At 66.6% G+C, this 19,250-nt stretch carries 16 protein-coding genes; 9 read left to right on the plus strand and 7 right to left on the minus strand.

Annotated features, from left to right (window positions below; all coding sequences use genetic code 11):
- Positions 1 to 31: 31 nt before the first annotated feature.
- The 8 genes from cysD to ASG03_RS19070 all read left to right on the plus strand — a co-directional run bounded on the left by cysD (position 32) and on the right by ASG03_RS19070 (position 10,079).
- On the plus strand, positions 32 to 985 hold the full coding sequence (gene cysD / locus ASG03_RS19035; RefSeq protein ID WP_062476854.1) for a sulfate adenylyltransferase subunit CysD: 954 nt from the start codon (positions 32 to 34) through the stop codon (positions 983 to 985).
- The gene (cysN, locus tag ASG03_RS19040; RefSeq protein WP_082475846.1) at positions 985 to 2,502 is read left to right on the plus strand and encodes a sulfate adenylyltransferase subunit CysN; all 1,518 of its coding nucleotides are present in this window, start codon (positions 985 to 987) and stop codon (positions 2,500 to 2,502) included. The genes cysD and cysN overlap by 1 nt, the downstream gene beginning before the upstream one ends.
- A gap of 71 nt (positions 2,503 to 2,573) precedes the next feature.
- A complete protein-coding gene (locus ASG03_RS19045) occupies positions 2,574 to 2,780 on the plus strand; it encodes a heavy-metal-associated domain-containing protein (protein WP_062476856.1) in 207 nt (68 codons plus the stop codon).
- Positions 2,781 to 2,935: 155 nt separating this feature from the next.
- The gene (locus ASG03_RS19050) at positions 2,936 to 5,446 is read left to right on the plus strand and encodes a heavy metal translocating P-type ATPase (RefSeq protein ID WP_062476859.1); all 2,511 of its coding nucleotides are present in this window, start codon (positions 2,936 to 2,938) and stop codon (positions 5,444 to 5,446) included.
- Positions 5,443 to 5,889 carry a Cu(I)-responsive transcriptional regulator gene (cueR, locus tag ASG03_RS19055; RefSeq protein WP_062695125.1) on the plus strand — a complete coding sequence of 149 codons (447 nt, stop codon included), beginning with the start codon at positions 5,443 to 5,445 and terminating at the stop codon, positions 5,887 to 5,889. The genes ASG03_RS19050 and cueR overlap by 4 nt, the downstream gene beginning before the upstream one ends.
- A 78-nt stretch (positions 5,890 to 5,967) precedes the next feature.
- Positions 5,968 to 7,122, plus strand: a complete 1,155-nt coding sequence (locus ASG03_RS19060) for an amidohydrolase (protein WP_062695127.1) — start codon at positions 5,968 to 5,970, stop codon at positions 7,120 to 7,122.
- 130 nt (positions 7,123 to 7,252) lie between these two features.
- A complete protein-coding gene (locus ASG03_RS19065; RefSeq protein WP_062695129.1) occupies positions 7,253 to 8,395 on the plus strand; it encodes an extracellular catalytic domain type 1 short-chain-length polyhydroxyalkanoate depolymerase in 1,143 nt (380 codons plus the stop codon).
- Between the two features lie 136 nt (positions 8,396 to 8,531).
- On the plus strand, positions 8,532 to 10,079 hold the full coding sequence (locus tag ASG03_RS19070) for a cation:proton antiporter (RefSeq protein ID WP_062695131.1): 1,548 nt from the start codon (positions 8,532 to 8,534) through the stop codon (positions 10,077 to 10,079).
- 19 nt (positions 10,080 to 10,098) lie between these two features.
- Here ASG03_RS19070 and ASG03_RS19075 read toward each other — a convergent pair whose 3' ends face one another.
- The 6 genes from ASG03_RS19075 to ASG03_RS19100 form a co-directional block, all read right to left on the minus strand.
- Positions 10,099 to 11,424 (minus strand): LLM class flavin-dependent oxidoreductase, encoded by a 1,326-nt coding sequence (locus tag ASG03_RS19075; protein ID WP_200934716.1) that lies wholly within the window; start codon positions 11,422 to 11,424, stop codon positions 10,099 to 10,101.
- Positions 11,425 to 11,494: 70 nt separating this feature from the next.
- Positions 11,495 to 12,148, minus strand: coding sequence for a methionine ABC transporter permease (locus ASG03_RS19080; RefSeq protein WP_062476878.1), 654 nt, complete (start codon positions 12,146 to 12,148; stop codon positions 11,495 to 11,497).
- Positions 12,129 to 13,244 carry a methionine ABC transporter ATP-binding protein gene (locus ASG03_RS19085; protein WP_082475847.1) on the minus strand — a complete coding sequence of 372 codons (1,116 nt, stop codon included), beginning with the start codon at positions 13,242 to 13,244 and terminating at the stop codon, positions 12,129 to 12,131. Before ASG03_RS19085 ends, ASG03_RS19080 begins: the two co-directional genes overlap by 20 nt.
- 83 nt (positions 13,245 to 13,327) lie before the next feature.
- A complete protein-coding gene (locus ASG03_RS19090) occupies positions 13,328 to 14,188 on the minus strand; it encodes a MetQ/NlpA family lipoprotein (protein WP_062695136.1) in 861 nt (286 codons plus the stop codon).
- A gap of 225 nt (positions 14,189 to 14,413) precedes the next feature.
- Complete coding sequence (locus ASG03_RS19095; protein WP_062695137.1) at positions 14,414 to 16,195, minus strand: copper resistance CopC/CopD family protein; 1,782 nt, start codon at positions 16,193 to 16,195, stop codon at positions 14,414 to 14,416.
- Between the two features lie 7 nt (positions 16,196 to 16,202).
- Entirely contained in the window at positions 16,203 to 16,736 is a 534-nt protein-coding gene (locus ASG03_RS19100; RefSeq protein ID WP_162241409.1) for a YcnI family protein, read from the minus strand.
- 275 nt (positions 16,737 to 17,011) lie between these two features.
- Here ASG03_RS19100 and ASG03_RS19105 point away from each other — a divergent pair, with 275 nt between their 5' ends.
- Positions 17,012 to 18,034, plus strand: a complete 1,023-nt coding sequence (locus tag ASG03_RS19105) for an LLM class flavin-dependent oxidoreductase (RefSeq protein ID WP_062476891.1) — start codon at positions 17,012 to 17,014, stop codon at positions 18,032 to 18,034.
- Positions 18,035 to 18,053: 19 nt separating this feature from the next.
- Here the strand turns inward: ASG03_RS19105 and ASG03_RS19110 are convergent, their stop codons facing one another.
- Positions 18,054 to 19,208, minus strand: a complete 1,155-nt coding sequence (locus ASG03_RS19110) for an HPP family protein (RefSeq protein WP_062695138.1) — start codon at positions 19,206 to 19,208, stop codon at positions 18,054 to 18,056.
- Between the last annotated feature and the right edge of the window lie 42 nt (positions 19,209 to 19,250).

Consider the following 19,250-nt stretch of genomic DNA (forward strand, 5'->3'; position numbering starts at 1 on the left):
ACCCTGCCCGAACAAGACTGGAGACGACCCGATGTCCCTGACGCTTCCGGAAACGGAACTGCACAATCCGCAGAGCGCCCGCCCCCCGCTCGACCCGCATCTCAAGGCCCTCGAGAACGAAGCCATCCACATCTTCCGCGAAGTGGCCGGCGAGTTCGAGAAGCCGGTCATGCTCTATTCGGTCGGCAAGGACAGCTCCGTCCTCCTGCATCTTGCGCGCAAGGCATTCTATCCCGGCCGCGTCCCGTTTCCGCTGCTGCATGTAAACACCGGCTGGAAATTTGCCGAGATGATCGCGTTTCGCAACGAGATCGTCGAGCGCTACGACCTCGATCTGATCGAACATATCAATCCGCGCGGTGCGGCCGAGAACGTGACGCCCTTCACGCACGGCTCCGCGCTCTACACCGACATCATGAAGACGGAAAGCCTGCGCCAGGCACTGGATGCAGGCGGGTTCGATGCGGCCTTCGGCGGCGCACGGCGCGACGAGGAAGCCAGCCGGGCCAAGGAGCGGATCTATTCCTTCCGCACGCCCGATCATCGCTGGGATCCGCGCAACCAGCGTCCTGAACTCTGGAACGTCTATAACGGGATGATCCGCAAGGGAGAAAGCGTTCGCGCCTTCCCGCTGTCCAACTGGACCGAAGTCGATATCTGGCGCTACATCCAGGCCGAGGAAATCCCGATCGTGCCGCTCTATTTCGCTGCGGAACGCCCGATCGTGGAGCGCGACGGCATGATGATCCTCGCGGAGGATCCGCGGCTGGAGCTGCTGCCCGGCGAGGCCAAGCGCATGGAGCAGATCCGCTTCCGCACGCTCGGCTGTTTCCCCCTGACGGGCGCCATCCGCTCCAGTGCCACGACGCTGGACGACATCATCACCGAACTCGAGACCGCGACCGTCTCCGAACGCCAGGGCCGCGCCATTGACCGGGACCAGTCCGGATCCATGGAGAAGAAAAAACGCGAAGGATATTTCTGATGACCGTTTCCGCTTCCACCGGCAGCCACACGACCCTGCAGGATGCTCAGCGCACGACCGGCGACGTCAAGGCCTTCGCCGGAGCCGATGCCCGGGCCCCGCGTGACAGTCGCCCATTGCGCCTCATCACCTGCGGCAGCGTCGACGACGGCAAGTCCACCCTGATCGGTCGGCTGCTCTGGGACACCAAGGCGGTCAAGGAAGACCAGGCCGCGACGCTGGCCCGCGACTCCAGCGGCAAGCAGAACGACCTCGGCCTGCCGGATTTCGCGCTTCTCCTCGACGGTCTTCAGGCCGAGCGCGAACAGGGCATCACGATCGATGTGGCCTACCGCTATTTCGCGACCGAGAACCGCTCCTTCATCGTGGCCGACACGCCCGGACACGAGCAGTATACGCGCAACATGGCGACCGGCGCCTCAACTGCCGACCTCGCCATCCTCCTGGTCGATGCCCGCGTCGGCCTGCTCGAGCAGACACGCCGCCATGCGACGATCGCCACGCTGATGGGCATTCGCCAATTCGTGCTGGCCGTCAACAAGATCGACCTGACCGGCTATGACCGTGTCCGTTTCGATGCGATCAGCCACGACTTCCGGGAACTCGCCCTTTCGCTCGGCGTCCGCCAGGTCACGGCGATCCCGGTTTCGGCGCTGAAAGGCGAGAACGTGGTCTATGACGGTCGCGCCTCCATGCCCTGGTACGAAGGTCCGACGCTGGTCGAGGTTCTGGAGCTCGCCACCGTGCGCTCCGGCCAGACGACCGGCTTCCGCCTGCCGGTCCAGCGCGTCTCGCGCCCGGGCGAAAGCTTCCGGGGCTATCAGGGCACCGTTGCCGGCGGCTCGGTCAAGCCGGGCGACAGCGTCGTCATCCTTCCCTCCGGCATGGTCGCCAACGTGACCAAGATCGTCACCTTCGACCTCGTCCGCAATGCGGCGGTCACCGGCGACGCGATCACCCTCGTGCTCGACCGCCAGGTAGACGTCTCGCGTGGCGACATGATCGTCGCCATCGACAGCCAGCCACAGACCGGGGTTGCCTTCGATGCGCAGATCGTGGCCCTGCAGCCGGACGGGATCCAGCCGAACAAGCGCTACTGGCTGAAGAGCGGCTCTCGCCGCCAGCGCGTCAGCGTCGAGCCGGTAAGCCAGCTCGATCTGAAGAGCGGCAAGTGGGGTCCGTCCGAAGCGCTGTCGATGAACGCCATCGGCAAGGTTCATCTCGCCTTCGACGAGCAGGCCATGTTCGACGCCTACGAGCAGAACCGGACGACGGGTGCGTTCATCCTGATCGACCCCGACACCAACAACACGGTGGCGGGCGGCATGATCACGGGCAAGCGCTCGTCCCTCGGCGGCATCCACACGGATGAGACGCGTGTTCTTCTCTCGCTGCCGGCCGATCTCGCAGACCGGATTCTTGCCAGCGATCTTCTTGCCGGTCGCCGCGACGAACTCGACGTTCGCCGCCTCTCGGCCGGTCGGGCACAGGACCTCCTCGACACGCTCGACGGATAGTCGATGCAGCCTTGACCTTCCCATCGTTGGAAGCCCTATCATGGGGACGTATCTGAAAAGGAGACGTCCCCATGATTGCGTTTGATATTCCCGACATGACCTGCGGCCACTGCAAGAGCACGGTCGAAGGCGCGGTGCATCGCGTGGACGCCCGCGCCACGATCCGCATCGATCTTGCCGCAAAGACAGCGGACGTGGAAACGGCCGCAAGCGCCCACGAGATCGCCGAGGCCATCACGGCGGCCGGCTACACCCCGCATCTTCGCGCGCCGCGCTGATCCCCGCGGGCTTTTGCCTGTCCTTTCGCCAGCCGCGCGTTTCCGCCCTGCGTCCGTCCGCTTCCGGTCACCGGCAAACACGGTGCAACGCCCTTGACCTTCCCATGATGGGAAGGCCTACCTATATCGGCAGATGACAACAGGGAGCCTTCCCGATGACGGCGCATACGTCTCTCCACAAGCCCGTGACCACCTCCACGACGACGACCGTTGCCGTTGAGGGGATGAGTTGCGCCTCCTGCGTCGCGCGCGTCGAGAAGGCTCTTGCCGCTGTCCCCGGGGTGATCGAGGTCAGCGTCAACCTTGCAACCGAACGGGCGACGGTGACGCATGCCGCCGACCTCGCACCGACGGCCATGGTCGCCGCGATCGAAGCCGCGGGGTATGCACCGCGGCTCGCCACGCATGCATTTCCCATCGAAGGCATGAGCTGTGCCTCCTGCGTTGCCCGCGTCGAGAAGGCCCTGGCCGCGGTACCCGGCGTGCAGGCGGCAGACGTCAATCTCGCAACGGAAACAGCGACCGTCCGCCTGCTGGAGGGCACGGAGATCGCCGCAATCGAGGCGGCCGTGAACACGGCAGGCTATCATCTGCGGTCCCCGGCAGAGGGAAACGCCGCAGACCCTGTGGACGAAGCCGGCGATCGCCAGACGCGTGAGGCAAGGCGGCTTGCCCGCGCGTTCCTCCTGGCCGCGGTGCTCACGCTGCCGCTGTTCCTTCTCGAGATGGGCTCGCACCTCGTGCCGGCCATCCATGACGGGGTGCTGTCGACGCTCGGGATGGCGGGAAGCCGCCGCCTGCAGTTCGTGCTGGCGACGCTGGTTCTATTCGGCCCCGGCCTTCCCTTCTTCCGCAAGGGCGTGCCCAACCTGCTGCGTCTCGCACCCGACATGAATGCGCTTGTCGTGCTCGGCACCACGGCCGCCTGGTCCTATTCGGTCGTCGCGACCTTCCTGCCCACCGCGTTGCCGCCGGGCACCGACAACGTGTACTTCGAGGCGGCGGCCGTGATCGTCACGCTGATCCTGCTCGGCCGGATGCTCGAAGCCCGGGCGAAAGGACGTACCGGTCAGGCGATCCGCCGGCTGATGGGCCTTCAGGCAAGAACGGCACGGGTGATCCACGCGGATGGCATCGTGGAAATCCCGATCGGGACAGTGAAGCCGGGCGACCGGGTGCTGATCAGGCCCGGCGAAAAAATTCCCGTCGATGGCGAGGTCAAGGAAGGCCGCTCTCTGGTCGACCAGTCGATGATCACGGGCGAGCCCCTGCCCGTTGCGATTGCCGAAGGCGCGGCCGTCGTTGGCGGCACGATCAATGGCACGGGAACCTTCACCTTCCGCGTGACGAAAACGGGTGCGGATACGCTTCTGTCCCAGATCATCCGCATGGTGGAGACGGCACAGGGCGCAAAGCTGCCGATCCAGGCGACGGTGGACCGGATCACCGCGCGGTTCGTACCCGCCGTTCTCGCTGCCGCCCTGCTGACCTTCACGGCATGGCTCGTCTTCGGACCGGCGCCCGTGCTCGGCCACGCCATGATCAACGCCGTTGCCGTCCTGATCATCGCCTGCCCCTGCGCCATGGGTCTGGCGACACCGACCTCGATCATGGTCGGCACCGGACGCGCCGCCGAACTCGGCATCCTCTTCCGCAGGGGCGACGCCCTGCAAGGTCTGCGCGACGTGGGAATCGTCGCCTTCGACAAGACGGGAACGCTCACACAGGGAAAGCCGGAGCTCACCTCGTTCGTGCTGGCACCGGGCTTTGACCGCGCGGACGTGCTGCGACGCGTCGCCGGTCTCGAGATCCGCTCGGAACATCCGATCGCCGCGACCATCGTTTCCGCCGCGCAACGGGAAGGCCTCGTGCCGGCCGATGTCACCGATTTCGAGGCCCTTCCCGGCTCGGGTGTCAGGGGCACGATCGACGGAGAGGCCGTGCTGATCGGCTCCGATCGCGCCATGCGCGACGTCGGCGTCGACGTTTCCGAATATCAGGCGCAGGCGGTCACGTTCGGCGATGCCGGAACGTCGCCGATCTATGCGGCGATCGGCGGCAGGCTTGCAGCCGTGATGGCCGTCTCGGACCCGGTCAAGCCAGGCAGCGCCTCCGCCGTTGCGGCCCTGAAGGCGGCGGGCCTGAAGGTCGTGATGATCACGGGCGACAACCGCCGCACGGCCACGGCCGTCGCCCGTTCGCTCGGTATCGACGCGGTCGTGGCCGATGTTCTGCCCGGCGGCAAGGTCGCTGCGGTGCAGGCCCTGCGCCGCGAGGCCCGTGTCGCCTTCGTGGGCGACGGGATCAACGACGCGCCCGCTCTGTCGGAGGCGGATATCGGAATTGCGCTCGGAACGGGCACCGATATCGCCATGGAAAGCGCCGACGTCGTGCTGATGTCCGGCGATCTCGCCGGCGTGCCCCGCGCGATCGCCATCAGCCGGGCGACGATCCGCAACATCCGCCAGAACCTGTTCTGGGCCTTTGCCTACAATATCGGTCTCGTACCGGTGGCAGCCGGCCTACTCTATCCCGTCAATGGCACGTTGCTGTCGCCGGTGCTGGCCGCCGGCGCCATGAGCCTCTCCAGCGTCTTCGTGCTCGGCAATGCGCTGCGCCTGCGCAGTTTTTCTCCGCCCGCCTCTGTGGAAAGGACGCCCTCGTGAACATCGGCCAAGCCGCAAAAGCCACCGGCGTATCTTCCAAGATGATCCGCTATTACGAGCAGATCGGCCTGATTTCGCCCGCCCATCGCAGCGAAGCGCAGTACCGCACCTATACGGACGCGGATCTTCATACGCTGCGCTTCATCCGCCGCGCCCGCGACCTCGGTTTCTCAGTCGACCAGATGAAGACGCTGCTGGCCCTCTGGCACGATCGCGGGCGGGCAAGCGGCGATGTCAAGGCGATCGCGCTGGAGCATATTGCCGAACTCGATCGCAAGGCGGCCGCCATTGCGGCGATGACGGCAACGCTGCGGCATCTGGCCAGCCATTGTCACGGAGACCACCGTCCGGATTGCCCGATCCTCGACGATTTCGCCGACGCATCGGCCGAGACAGACCTTCCGGACGTTGCGTCCCGCTTCGGACGCGCCCATCTCGGGTGATCGTCTGCCCGAGCTTGACCATTGCCGCGCCGCCTGCACGCGATAAGATCCCACTGCGACTCGCGCGGAAGGATGAGCATGTTTCTCGATCACACGGATCTGGCCGACCTCACGGCGTTCCGGCACGACCTGCATCGGCATCCGGAACTCTCGGGCGAGGAACGGGAAACGGCGGCGCGGGTGCAGGCGCATCTCGCCGTGCTCGAACCGGACCGCATCCTCACCGGTCTCGGCGGCCACGGGGTGGCGGCCGTCTTTTCCGGAAAGGCGCCTGGGCCGACGCTGCTGTTCCGCTGCGAACTCGATGCCCTTCCGATCCCCGAAATATCCGAAGCGGCCTACCGTTCCGGAACGCCCGGCAAGGCGCATCTTTGCGGCCATGACGGGCATATGGCGATCATCGCGGCGCTGGGTCGCGGCCTTGCGCGGCGGCGACCTTCGCGAGGACGCGTGGTGCTGATGTTCCAGCCGGCCGAGGAGACCGGCGCCGGTGCGGCCGCCGTGATGGCCGATCCGGCTTTCGACGAGATCCGCCCCGAACTCTCCTTTTCGCTGCACAATCTTCCGGGCCTGCCGCTCGGACATGTCGCGCTCGCCTCCGGGCCCGTCAACTGCGCCTCACGCGGCCTCTGCGCACTTCTCGACGGCAAGACGGCGCATGCGTCCATGCCCGAGACAGGCCTGTCTCCCATGCAGGCGCTCGCGCGTCTCATGCCCCAGCTGACGAACCTGACGACAGGGCGCTTTCCCGCAGACGATTTCGCCATGGTCACGCTGACCCATGCGGTACTCGGCGAGCCGGCCTTCAGCATTGCGCCCGGCCGTGCCGAAATCTGGGCGACCCTGCGCACCCTGACCGATGCCGGCATGGCGGATCTCTGTGCCCGCGCCGAAGCGGTGATCGCGCAGGTGGCCGGCGAGGAAGGACTGAACCTGTCCTATCGTTACGAGGATATCTATCACCACTGCGACAACGCGCCGGAAGCGGTCGCGCATCTCGAGCAGGCGCTTGCCGACGAGGGCATGGCGCACGACACGACAGGATTGCCGATCCGCGCGTCGGAGGACTTCGGCCGGTTCGGCGCCTGCGGCCCCTCGGCCATGCTGTTCCTGGGAAGCGGAGAGGCGCATCCCGCGCTCCATAACCCCGATTATGATTTCCCTGACATCCTGATCGAACAGGGCGCGCGCATCTTCCTGCGCACGGTCGACAACATATTAGGACTGTCGTAAATAAAGCCGGATTGGCCGCGTGGCCCTTGTCTCGCCACGATGGCGTCCCATCTGTTGTGCACTGCACCATGCGCCACCCGACATTCAGGGGTCCGGCCCAGAGCCGGGAGACGGCCATGAGAAACCGACCATGAGAAAACTGTCCGACACGATCGAGCGCCTGGCACGCCTGCGTGCCCGTCCGGAAGGCTTTCGGCCGGCCACATCCAGCTTGCAGCCGCTCGGGCGCGCCGGCAGCAATCCGGGCGAGCTGACCGGCTGGTACAGTAAACCGTCAAAGCCGAAAGGCGCGCTGCCGCTGGTCGTCGTGCTGCACGGATGTACGCAGAACGCGGCCGGTTACGACCGTGGCTCCGGCTGGTCGGCCCTGGCGGAGGACTACGGCTTTGCCGTGCTCTACCCGGAGCAGAGCCGCAGCAACAACGGCAATCTCTGCTTCGACTGGTTCCAGAAGCCCGACGTGACGCGCGGATCCGGCGAAGTGCTGTCGATCCGGGAAATGATCGCGACCATGATCGCCGATCACGGGGTCGATGCGCGCCGGGTCTATGTGACAGGCCTGTCCGCCGGCGGAGCGATGGCGAACTCCCTGCTGGCCACCTATCCCGAAATCTTCGCGGGCGGCGCCATCATCGCCGGCCTGCCGCATGGCGTGGCGACCACCGTACCGGAAGCCTTCGACCGTATGCGCGGCCACGGCCTGCCGGAGGCCGACAGGCTTCAGGCCCTGCTGGCCACGGCATCGCCGCACAAGGGTCCCTGGCCGACCATCTCGATCTGGCAAGGGACGGCCGACAGCACCGTTTCCGACAGGAACGCCGGCGCGCTGATCGACCAGTGGCGCGGCGCACTCGGCGTCGCGGCGCGTCCCGAACGGGTGGAAACGGTGGATGGCCAGGAGCGGCACATCTGGGTGGACGGTGCCGGGCGCGAGGTTCTCGATCTTTTCCTCGTGCGCGGCATGGGCCACGGCACGCCCCTCGACACCCAGAGCGGCTATGGCGAGGCGGCACCCTATATGCTGGATGTCGGAATTTCCTCCACCCTCCATATCGCGCGCAGCTGGGGCATCGCGGCTTCGTTCGACAGGACGACGCAGCGCCCGCAGGCGACACATGCCCCAAAGGCGACCTCCCCCGCGTCCTCGTCCCGCGCTGGACATGCCGGGCGCGATCCCGCAGCGCCTGCTGCCGCCTCTACCGGCGCCGGAAGGCCGGAAGGCGTCAAGGACGTCATCGAGGCAGCCCTGCGCGCGGCAGGCCTTATGAAATAGACGGCTTACGCTCGATGCAGCGACGGAAAGCCTCCTTCCGGCTTTTCCCGCTCTGGACCGATCCCCGGCGCTGAGGCAAGGTTGCCGCCCGGACGGCATGACGCCGGCACGGTCTTCAGGGAATGAAGCGCCATCGATGAATTTTTTTGAGAGCCTCCTCGTCCTTCTTCTCGTGGCGATTGCACTTCTGCAGGTGTCGCGTCGCCTGTCGGTGCCCTATCCCTCCATGCTCGCTATGGCCGGCGTGGCCGCCGCCGTGGTGCCGGGCGTGCCCTATATCGCGCTCGAGCCCGAGACCGCGCTCGCGCTCTTCATCGCCCCCGCCCTCATGGACGCCGCGTTCGACTTCCCCGTCAACACCGCGCGCCGCTACTGGGTCGCGCTGATCGTCTTTGCCGTGGGCGGTGTGGCGGCCACCGCCGTCGCTGTTGCCGTCGTCGGCTCGCTCTATGCCGGCCTGCCGGTCGCCGCAGCGCTCGTTCTCGGCGCGATCGTCGCGCCGCCGGATGCGGCAGCCGCAACCGCCGTGCTGTCTGGCATGTCCATTCCGCGCAGCACGGATGCCGTCCTGCGCGGCGAAAGCCTGTTCAACGATGCCGCTGCCCTCCTGATCTTCGGCGCGGCCCTCTCGGTGCAGACATCGGGTGGGCTCGGACCGGCGGTCGCGCTACACTTCGCCATCGCCGCACCGGGCGGCATTCTGCTCGGCATAGCCACGGCCTGGGCCACGGCGCGCGTCACGACCTATGTCGCCGGCACGCTCGGCGGCAACCTGCTGCAGTTCGTCCAGACGTTCCTGCTCTGGATCCTCGCCGAGCGACTTGGCCTGTCGGCCGTGCTTGCCATCGTCGCCTTCGCCATGACCGCGGCTGCCAGCAGCACCAGCCGCTCGTCCGCCCGCATGCGCGTCCAGTCCTATGCCGTATGGAGTGCCGTGGTCTTCGTGCTGAACGTCATGGCCTTCCTGCTGATGGGCATGCAGGTGCGCGACATTCTCGGCGGCATGACGAGCGACCGGCTGATCCACGTCTCCGGCTTCATCGCCGCCGTCGTCGCGACCGTCGTCCTTGTCCGCTTCGTCATCTGCATCGGCTTCAACCGCCTTCGAAACGCCCTTCTGAGCGTCGAGGAACAAACGAACGTGCGTCAGTCGGTGCTCGCAGCCTGGTGCGGCATGCGGGGCCTCGTCACGCTGGCCACCGCCTTCGCGCTGCCGTCCGATTTTCCGCAGCGTGACCTCGTCGTGCTTGCGGCGTTCGCCGTGGTTCTGGCCACCCTCGTGCTGCAGGGGCTGACGCTTGCGCCGCTGATCCGGCTGCTCGGCCTCGACCAGCGCGAACAGGGCGCCCGCGACATGACCGATTTCCGACTGGAGATTGCCTCGGCCGGGCTCGAGCGCATCGAAGCTCGCTCGGGGCCGGAGGCCGAGCTCGTGCGCAACAAGTTCGCCATCGAGCGCGCGGCGCTGATCGACACGCGGGGAGGCAATACCGCGGGTGCCGATGCGCTCCGAACCTATCGCACCCTCGCCCTGGAAGCGATCGACGCCCAGCGCAAGGCGCTGGAACGGCTTCGAACCAGCAATCGGCTGAACGTCGACGAGTACAATCTACTTCTCGAGGAGATCGACTGGCGCGAGCTGGCCGTCCTTCCCGACGATGAACGGCGCATCGAGGAGACGTAGCCTCTCCTCGGCAGGGATCTCAGCGCGGAAAGAACCGGTTGTCCGGACGCGGCAGGCCGAGATGGTCGCGCAATGTCGTGCCCTCGTAGTCCCGGCGGAAGCGGCCGCGCCTTTGAAGCTCGGGAACAAGCCGCCGGGCCACGTCGTCGAGCCCTTGCGGCAGGTAGGGAAAGACGACGTTGAACCCGTCCGATCCTTCCGCATCGATCCAGGTCTCCATGTCGTCGGCGACGCTTGCCGGCGTTCCGACGAAGGCGAGACCCGAATAGCCGCCATAACGCTGCGCGAGCTGTCGCACCGTCAGCTTTTCGGTTTGCGCCAGCCGCAACACCTGCTGGCGTCCCGTCTTGCTGGCATTCGTCTCGGGAAGTTCCTGCGGCAGCGGCTGATCGAGATCGAAGCCGGATGCGTCGACCCCGAGCGCGATCGAAAGAGATGCGATCCCGCTTTCAAAGTGCACCAGGCTGTCGAGCAACGCGCGCTTCTGCCGCGCCTCCTCGACCGTGTCGCCGATGATGATGAAGGCGGCAGGGAGGATTTTCAGATGGTCGCGCGAACGGCCAAGCGCATGGAGCCGCCCCTTGATGTCGGCGTAGAGTTCCTGCCCGCCCTGCAGATCGCGCGGCGCGGCAAAGATAACCTCGGCCGTTTCCGCCGCAAGCTGGCGTCCCGGCTCCGATTGTCCTGCCTGCACGATGACGGGCCAGCCCTGCGGCGGGCGGGCGATGTTGAGCGGCCCGCGCACGGTAAGGCTCGGACCCTGATGAGCGAGAACGTGCAGTCTTTCCGGGTCGAAGAACAGCCCGCTCTCCTGGTCGCGCACGAAGGCATCGTCGGCGAAACTGTCCCAAAGTCCGGTGACGACATCGAAGAACTCGCGCGCCCGTCGATAACGCTCGCTGTGCTCCACATGCTCCTCGAGACCGAAATTGAGCGCGGCATCGGGGTTGGAGGTGGTGACGATGTTCCATCCGGCCCGGCCGTCGCTGATATGGTCGAGCGAGGCGAACCGCCTAGCGATGTGGTACGGCGCGTCGAAGGTGGTGGAAGCCGTGGCGACCAGCCCGATCCGCTCGGTCACGGCAGCGAGTGCCGAGAGCAACGTGAAGGGTTCGAACGAGGTCACCGTGTGGCTCCGCTTCAACGCCTCGACCGGCATGTTGAGGACGGCCAGATGGTCGGCCATGAAGAAAGCATCGAACTTTGCCGCTTCCAATGTCTGCGCAAAATGCTTCAGGTGCTTGAAGCTGAAATTCGCATCCGGAGCAGCGCCCGGATAACGCCACGCGCCGGTATGCAGGCTGACAGGCCGCATGAAGGCGCCGAGATGCATCTGCTTCGTCATGGATATTGCCCTCGGTTCATCCCGGCATGGTCCGGGTCAGGAAAAGAACGGCGCGCCGGTCAGCCGTCGGTCAACGATGGTCCAGGCGATCGACCAGCCGGTCGCCGATCCACTGGATCGCGCAGACCAGCACGATAAGCACGACAACGACCGCCACCATGACCGAGGTCTCGAAGCGCTGGTAGCCGTAGCGGATCGCAAGATCGCCGAGCCCGCCCGCGCCGATGGCGCCGGCCATGGCCGAGGCTCCGATCAGGGTGACGAGCGTGACCGTGAAGCCGGCGACGATGCCGGGCAGCGCTTCGGGGAGCAGCACCTCCCGCACGATCGTCCAGCGATTGCCGCCCATCGACCGCACCGCCTCGATCAGGCCGCGATCCACCTCGCGCAGGGAGACCTCGGCGATGCGCGCGTAATAGGGCGTGGCGGCAATGGACAGAGGCACGATCGCGGCCCAGGTGCCGATCGAACTGCCGACGATGAAGCGCGTGACGGGGATGAGCGCGACCAGAAGAATGATGAACGGCACGGAGCGGAACCCGTTGACCACGGCGCCCAGCACACGGTTGACCCAGAGGTTCTCCGAAATGCCGCCCTTGCCGGTCATGACCAGCGCAAGGCCGAGCGGTAGGCCTGCGACCAACGAGATGATGCCCGAGGCGAGCGTCATCAGGACGGTCTCCCACAGAGACCGCAGCAGAAGATCAAACATGATCGGGGACATGACCCGTGGTCTCCACATGGGCGCCGTGGCGCGTCAGGAATGCGATCGCCTGCGGCAGGGCGGCGCCGGCAGGAAGCGTGATGAAGAAGCGGCCGACCGACTGCCCCTGGATGTAATCGATGCCGCCATGCACGAGGCGAACGGGCGCTTTGAGCTCGATGGACAATGCGGCGAGCAGCGTCGCGGCCTCCGGCCCGACCAGATCGACACCGAGCACGCGCTCGCCGCGCGCTGCAAGTTCGGCCACGATGGCCGGCGGCAGGTCGGGACGGATGGCGCCGAGGAGGCTCCGGGTCGTGGCGGCCTTGGGAGCGGAGAACACCGACCAGACCGGGCCGTCCTCCACGATCTTCCCGGCGTCGATCACCGCCACGCGATCGGCAACGCCGCGCACGACCTCCATCTCATGGGTGACGAGGAGGATCGTCAGGCCGAGACGCTGGTTGATATCCTTGAGGAGCGCGAGGATCGACGCCGTCGTTTCCGGATCGAGCGCGGACGTGGCTTCGTCGGAAAGCAGAAGGGCCGGTCGTGCGGCGAGCGCCCGGGCGATTCCCACCCGCTGTTTCTGCCCGCCGGAGAGCGCGGACGGATAGGCATCGGCCTTTGCCGACAGGCCGACGAGATCCAGCAGCTCGGCCGCGCGCTCCCGACGCTCGGCGCGGGGCATGCCCTCGATCTTCAGGGGCAACATGACGTTTTCGGCCACGGTCTTGGCCGAGAGAAGGTTGAAATGCTGAAAGATCATGCCGATCCGGCGCCGCAACGGCTGCAGCTCAGCCTCGGAAAGGCCGGTGATATCGCGGCCCTCGATCGCGATCGTGCCGCGGTCCGGGCGCTCCAGCCCGTTCAGGCAGCGGATCAGCGTCGATTTTCCGGCCCCGCTGCGACCGATGATGCCGACCACCTCGCCCTTGCGCACCGAGAGCGAGATCCCGTCCAGCGCAGCCGTTCCGCCGAAATGCCGGACCACGCCGTCGAGCTGAACGACGGGCACGTCAGCAGCCCTTTCTGCCCCATGCCCAGCATGAGGCACCGGCGATGGCTCTCCATCTGCTGGAATGCTGCGGGTCTCCGCGCTGGCAATCCTTGTCATTGTCCTGTCCTTCCCGCCGCAAAGGCGAACGGCTCGCGACAACCAGGGCCGCGAGCCGTTTTCTGTTCCTGATGCCGTTCGGATCAGTAGGCGCTGATGCCCGTGCCCTTGTAGACACGGTCGAACTCGGCCTTCACGGCATCGTTCTGGTAGGCGGAAACCAGCGTCTTCACCCAGGGCGCATCCTTCTGGTCTTCCTTGACCGCGATGAAGTTGCGGTAGGGATTGCCGTCCACAGCCTCCTGGGCGATCCGGTTTTCCGGCGTCAGGCCGCTTTTCAGCGCCCAGTCCGTGTTGACGACGGCCGCATCGAGATCGTCGATCGAACGCCCGACGATGCCGGCGTCCAGTTCCTTGATCTCGATGTTCTTCGGGTTCTCGGCGATATCGGTGATGGTCGCCAGGATGCCGGTCCCCTCCTTCAGCTTGATCAGGCCTTCGGTCTGCAGCACGAGCAAGGCGCGACCTTCGTTCGACGGATCGTTCGGCACGCCGACCACCGCGCCCTCGGGAAGGTCCGCGATCTTGGATACCTTGCGCGAGTAGACGCCGATCGGCCAGACGGCCGTGAAGCCGGCCGGGACGATCTTGTAGCCGTGCTGCTGGATCTGGTTTTCGAGATAGGGAAGATGCTGGAAGGCGTTCGCATCGATCTCGCCGCGCTCCAGAGCCTCGTTCGGCTGGGTATAGTCGTTGAAGACGACGGTCTCCACGGAAAGACCCTTCTTGCCGGCTTCTGCAACGGCGACGCGCCAGACGTCCTCATCCTCGCCGCTCATGATCCCGACCTTCACGGACGTCTTGTCCTGCGCAAAAACCGGTGTCGGCGCCAGTGCGAGGGAGGCGGAAACAAAGGCGGCGGCGACCGCGGATGCGGCCAGCGCAAGGCCGGCGCGCCGGGTCAGGCTTGTCTTTTCGATGAGGAGGTTCAAGGTTTTCGTCATGACGGGTCTGCTTTCAGTCTTGGGAGGAGGATGCCGGATAATTGCCCTGAAAAATTGCAAATGCCGACCGATGAAGCAACGAAGGATGGCCTGCCGATCAAGGCTGCCGTAGAATTTCGGTTCAAAAGCCGGGCGGCTCACGCAATCTCATTCTGGACGTCGAACACGCCGAACCCGCGATATAGGGCTGCCTTGCTTTTTGGGAACCGTTGGTTGGATCCGCCGTTACTCGGCGGCGATGTCGAACGGTGCCGTCATCGTCAGCGCGGTGAAATCATCCACCAGCACCGTGACACGAACGGTCCAGGCACCAGCGACGGGCAGCAGGAAACCATCGGCCTGGAACCGCCCGTCTGCCGCCCGCTGTGCCTGCCGCACGAAGGGACCAAGTTCCCGGCCGGGATCTGCGACGTCCACCGTGACCGAAAGCGGGTCGATCGGCTGCGTGTCCAGCATCAGCCCTGTAATGGACACGCGAACCAGCCCCGTGCGCGCCGGCGTGACCGAAACCGTCGCCATCAGTCCCTGTTCCCGCACCTCTCGTTGCTGGGCGTCCTGTGGCGTTCCCTTCTGCGCCTGAACGGACGGGGCCGAGACGGCGAGCGCGCGGGGCGGCGGCGTAAAGCGCCAGAGGCCGAGGACGGCAAGGACCATCGCTCCGAGCACGATCTCGGCCAGAATGCTGCGCCGCAGTCGACGAAGGGCCCGGGGGTGCCCCTCGATGGCCGTGCGGGTCCACAGAAACCGATTGACCGTCGCGAGCACGAGCAGAAGCAGCACGAGCGCGAGCTTGGCCAGGAGCACCTGCCCGTAGGCCGTTGTCCAGAGGTTCGACACCGCCTGCACCTGGACCGTCGCCAGCAGCAGGCCCGAACCGACAAGGATCGCGAGCACGAACGGGATGAGACGGGAAAAGCGCCGAAGCGCCGCACCATCGGGGTCGGAGAGAGACGTGCCCAGCCGTGATGCACCGAGAGCTGCCCAAAGGGGCGCGAGACCGCCGATCCAGGCCATGGCGCCGAACATGTGGAGCACGATGCCGGGGATGGTGGCAAAGCGCGGCGGCGCCGTGGCCGCGTGTCCCGCAACGGCCGCAGACAGGCCCGCCAGCACGAAGGCGAGCCCGGCAAGCGCAAGGCGGACTCCTCTTCGGCGCATGCGGAGCGAGACGATCGCCGTGATGATCGCCACGCTGCAGAGGATGGCGGCGCGACCATAGGCCGTGCCCCCTAGACCGGCAGACCAGACCGCCGGCGACACCCATCCATCGGGGACGTCCCCGAGGACATCGTAGCCCTGGAAGACGATCCAGACCGGCGTGGCGGCTAGACCAAGCCATAGAGACAGAGCAACGAGGGCCGGAGCCGCTGGTGCGTCCCCACCCGCATCCGCCGACACGGCATTCCGGCGCGAAAGGAGCGCGGCCCACCCGGCACCGCCGACGCCGAACACAAGCCCGGCTATCACGATCAGGCGGGCCATCCACAGGCCGGCTTTGGTCACCGTATCCTGCGACGCGACCCGCTCGTCGGCGGCCGGAGCCCGTGCCGCGAACCCGCCGGCGTCGCCGATGGAGAAGACAAGACCGCCGCCGATCGGATGTCCGTCTGCCGACGTCACCCGCCAGGATAGACTGTAAGCCCCTACGGCCACGTCCGAAGGCAGCGCAACGACGAGGCGGGTCGCGGCCTGGCCGGAAGCCACGCCGGGGGCGGCCGCCGACAGCACCTTCATTTGCCCGGTCGGATCGCTCAGGCGGAAGACAAGCGGATCGACCGGCTCGGAAAAGGTCAGCACGATCTCGCGTGGCGATGCCGCAAGATGTGCGCCGTCCGCTGGATCGGAGGAGATCAGCTGCGCATGGGCAAGGGCCTGGCCGGTGCCCGCCAGGAGCAGCATCGGCAGCAGCAGCAACGCGAGGAGACCCGTGTGCCATGGGGAAGGCCGGTGCCCGCGCGTGCCGCAGAACCGCCCGGCCCGCATCGTGCCGATGACGCCCTGCTTCATGGCGCCGTCAAGGCCTCACGTCGAAGGCCGGCGCCGGCTTCTCGGGTTCGCTTGCGCCCGGTTTTGCGGGGATCTCGATCCAGCGCTCCGCGACATCGCCGCATTGCTGGACGATCGGCACATAGATGCGACCTTTGGCATCGGCTGCGACTTTTGCCGTGAACGTAAATTCGGCATGGTCGGAAGCGGCGATCGTGCCGCCCGTCCAGGCAATCTGCGCCGGCTTTGCCCTGTCCCCGGCCCCGGCAGCCGCCGGCGTGACCGTGGCGGTCCAGCCGGCCTTGTCTTTCGGCGCGATGTCGGACAGCACGGCGGGCACGGCGACCCGCAGCCCGGTCGTCGCGGCCCCGCCGCACCCATGCGGAATCTTCAGGACGAAGGAGCTCGTCTTCCCGGCCTCGACGCCTTTCGCCGCAATCGTGACATGCGCACCGGCCGGTGCCGCAACGAGAAAGAGGCAGAGAGCGAGGCCGGACAATTGCGCCATGTGGGTCGAGTGGCAAAGGCGCCCGGCGCGGGAGGAGGGAACGGAGTGCCTCATGATATGTCTCTTTCTGCCATTCTCGCACCGCCGAAACCCGGCAGCTGCACGTCGGCAACGCACAGGGTCGCGGCGTCGCATGGTCCGAGATCTAGCGCTGTCCCCGACGGGAAGGAAGACGGAGACCGACCGAAAACCTGCGGCGAAGCGGCGCGGCGGGCGTCAAAGGCCGCTGCGCTGCGAATGCGAACGAACCGTGCTCCATTTGCACGATTGTTTCCCCGGCACGGACCGTGCGACAACACCGGCACTGCATCAACGGTCAGGAATACACCATGAAGACGATCGGCTTCCTCTCATTCGGCCACTGGACGCCGTCGCCGCAATCGCAGACACGCAGTGCTGCGGATACGCTGCTGCAGTCGATCGACCTGGCAGTGGCGGCCGAAGCGCTCGGTGCCGACGGCGCCTATTTCCGGGTGCACCACTTTGCCCGCCAGCTGGCATCGCCCTTCCCGCTTCTGGCAGCCGTCGGCGCCCGCACGAGCCGGATCGAGATCGGCACGGCGGTCATCGACATGCGGTATGAAAATCCGCTCTACATGGCGGAGGATGCCGGCGCTGCCGACATTATCTCCGGCGGGCGCCTGCAGCTCGGCATCAGCCGCGGCTCGCCCGAGCAGGTGATCGACGGCTGGCGCCACTTCGGCTATGCGCCGGCAGACGGCGAAACGAGCGGCGACATGGCCCGCCGTCATGCCGAGGTCTTCTACGACGTGCTGCGCGGCGAAGGCTTTGCTGCGCCGAACCCCAATCCGATGTTCCCGAACCCGCCCGGCCTTCTGCGACTGGAGCCGCACGCGCCGGGCCTGCGCGACCGGATCTGGTGGGGCGCAAGCTCGAATGCGACCGCCATCTGGGCCGCAAAACTCGGGATGAACCTGCAGAGCTCGACGCTGAAGGACGACGAAACGGGCGAGCCCTTCCACGTGCAGCAGGCCGACCAGATCCGGGCCTATCGTGCCGCCTTCAAGGCTGCCGGCCACAGCCGCACCCCGCGCGTTTCCGTCAGCCGCAGCATCTTCGCCATCACCAACGATCTCGATCGTGCCTATTTCGGCCGTTCTGGTGACGCCCGCGACAAGATCGGCTTCATCGATGCCGACACCCGCGCCATCTTTGGCCGGGGCTATGCCGCAGAGCCCGACACGCTGATCGAGCAGTTGCGCGGTGACGAGGCGATCGCGGAAGCCGATACGCTTCTCCTGACGGTCCCCAACCAGCTTGGCGTCGACTACAACGCCCACGTCATCGAAGCCATCCTGACCGAGGTCGCGCCGGCGCTCGGCTGGCGGTAAGGCCGGTCGAGGAACGACGTCACCCCTCCGCCAGCATCGCCACCAGCACGTCCGATTGCGAGACGATGCCGACGAGGCGGTTCGCGGAATCGGTGACGGGGAGATGGTGAAGGCCGCCCTCCGCAAAGAGAAGGATGGCTTCGGACAGGACATCCTCGGGCGACACGGTCCGGACGGGGCTGGTCATGATGTCCTTGACGGTGCCGTTCGGTGCCGTCGAGCCGGAAACGGCGAGCTGATAGCGGCGGCGTAGACCGATGGTCGGCCGGCCGCGGGTCCAATCGGCGCGATCGAGGATATCTGTCTGGGTCAGGATGCCGATGACGCGGGCATTGTCGTCGGTCACCGGCAGCGCTTTGATGTGATGGGCGCGCAGGAGCGCGTGCGCCTCCGACAGCGAGGCATCCGGCGCGATCGCGATCACGTCACGCGACATGATCTGCCCGCAGGTGGTCTGCCCGGACTGGCGTTGGAACGACCTCAGCTCCGTACGCTTGAGGATGGTCACAAGCTCGTCGCGCTGGATGTCGAGAACCCGGTCGTAGTCCTTGAGCACGGCATCGAGATCCTCGGCCGCAAAGCCGATGCGGGCGATGGGCGGCGGGTCCTTCGTCTGGTGCGGGCCGAGCGCCGGCAAGGCGACATGCGGATAGCGACGCCCGGTCAGATTGTTGAAGAGCAAGGCGGCCGCCAGGAGCAGAAGAGAGTTTCCCAGCACCGGCCACAGCAGGAAACCGTAGCCGAGTGCATGGATCGGTGGGCCGCCGAGAACGGCCGTGAGCGCGATCGCGCCGCTCGGCGGATGCAGGCAGCGCAGGCTCATCATGAGGCCGATGGCGATCGCCCCCGCAAGGGCCGCCCCGAGCATGGGGTCGGGCACGAACATCCCCACGGTCACCCCGACAAACGCCGCGACGAGATTGCCGCCGATCAACGACCAGGGCTGGGCAAGCGGACTGGACGGGACGGCAAACAGAAGCACGGCCGAAGCCCCCATGGGCGCGACCAGTGCCGGCGAGAGGGGAAACGTCGCCGTCAGCAAGGCACCGAGGAGGCCCGTGACCAGAAGGCCGAACAGCGCGCCGCCGGCCGAGCGAAACCGCTCCTTCGGGCTGACCGACGAAGCGGGCCAGGGCATGAAGCGGGCGGCGCGCGATAATGTCGTGGATGTCATGCAGGCGTCTCCGCAGGGCCGATGGGCGTCAGCGGCGAACCG

The organism is Rhizobium sp. Leaf341 (assembly GCF_001424325.1).
Taxonomy (GTDB): domain Bacteria; phylum Pseudomonadota; class Alphaproteobacteria; order Rhizobiales; family Rhizobiaceae; genus Ferranicluibacter.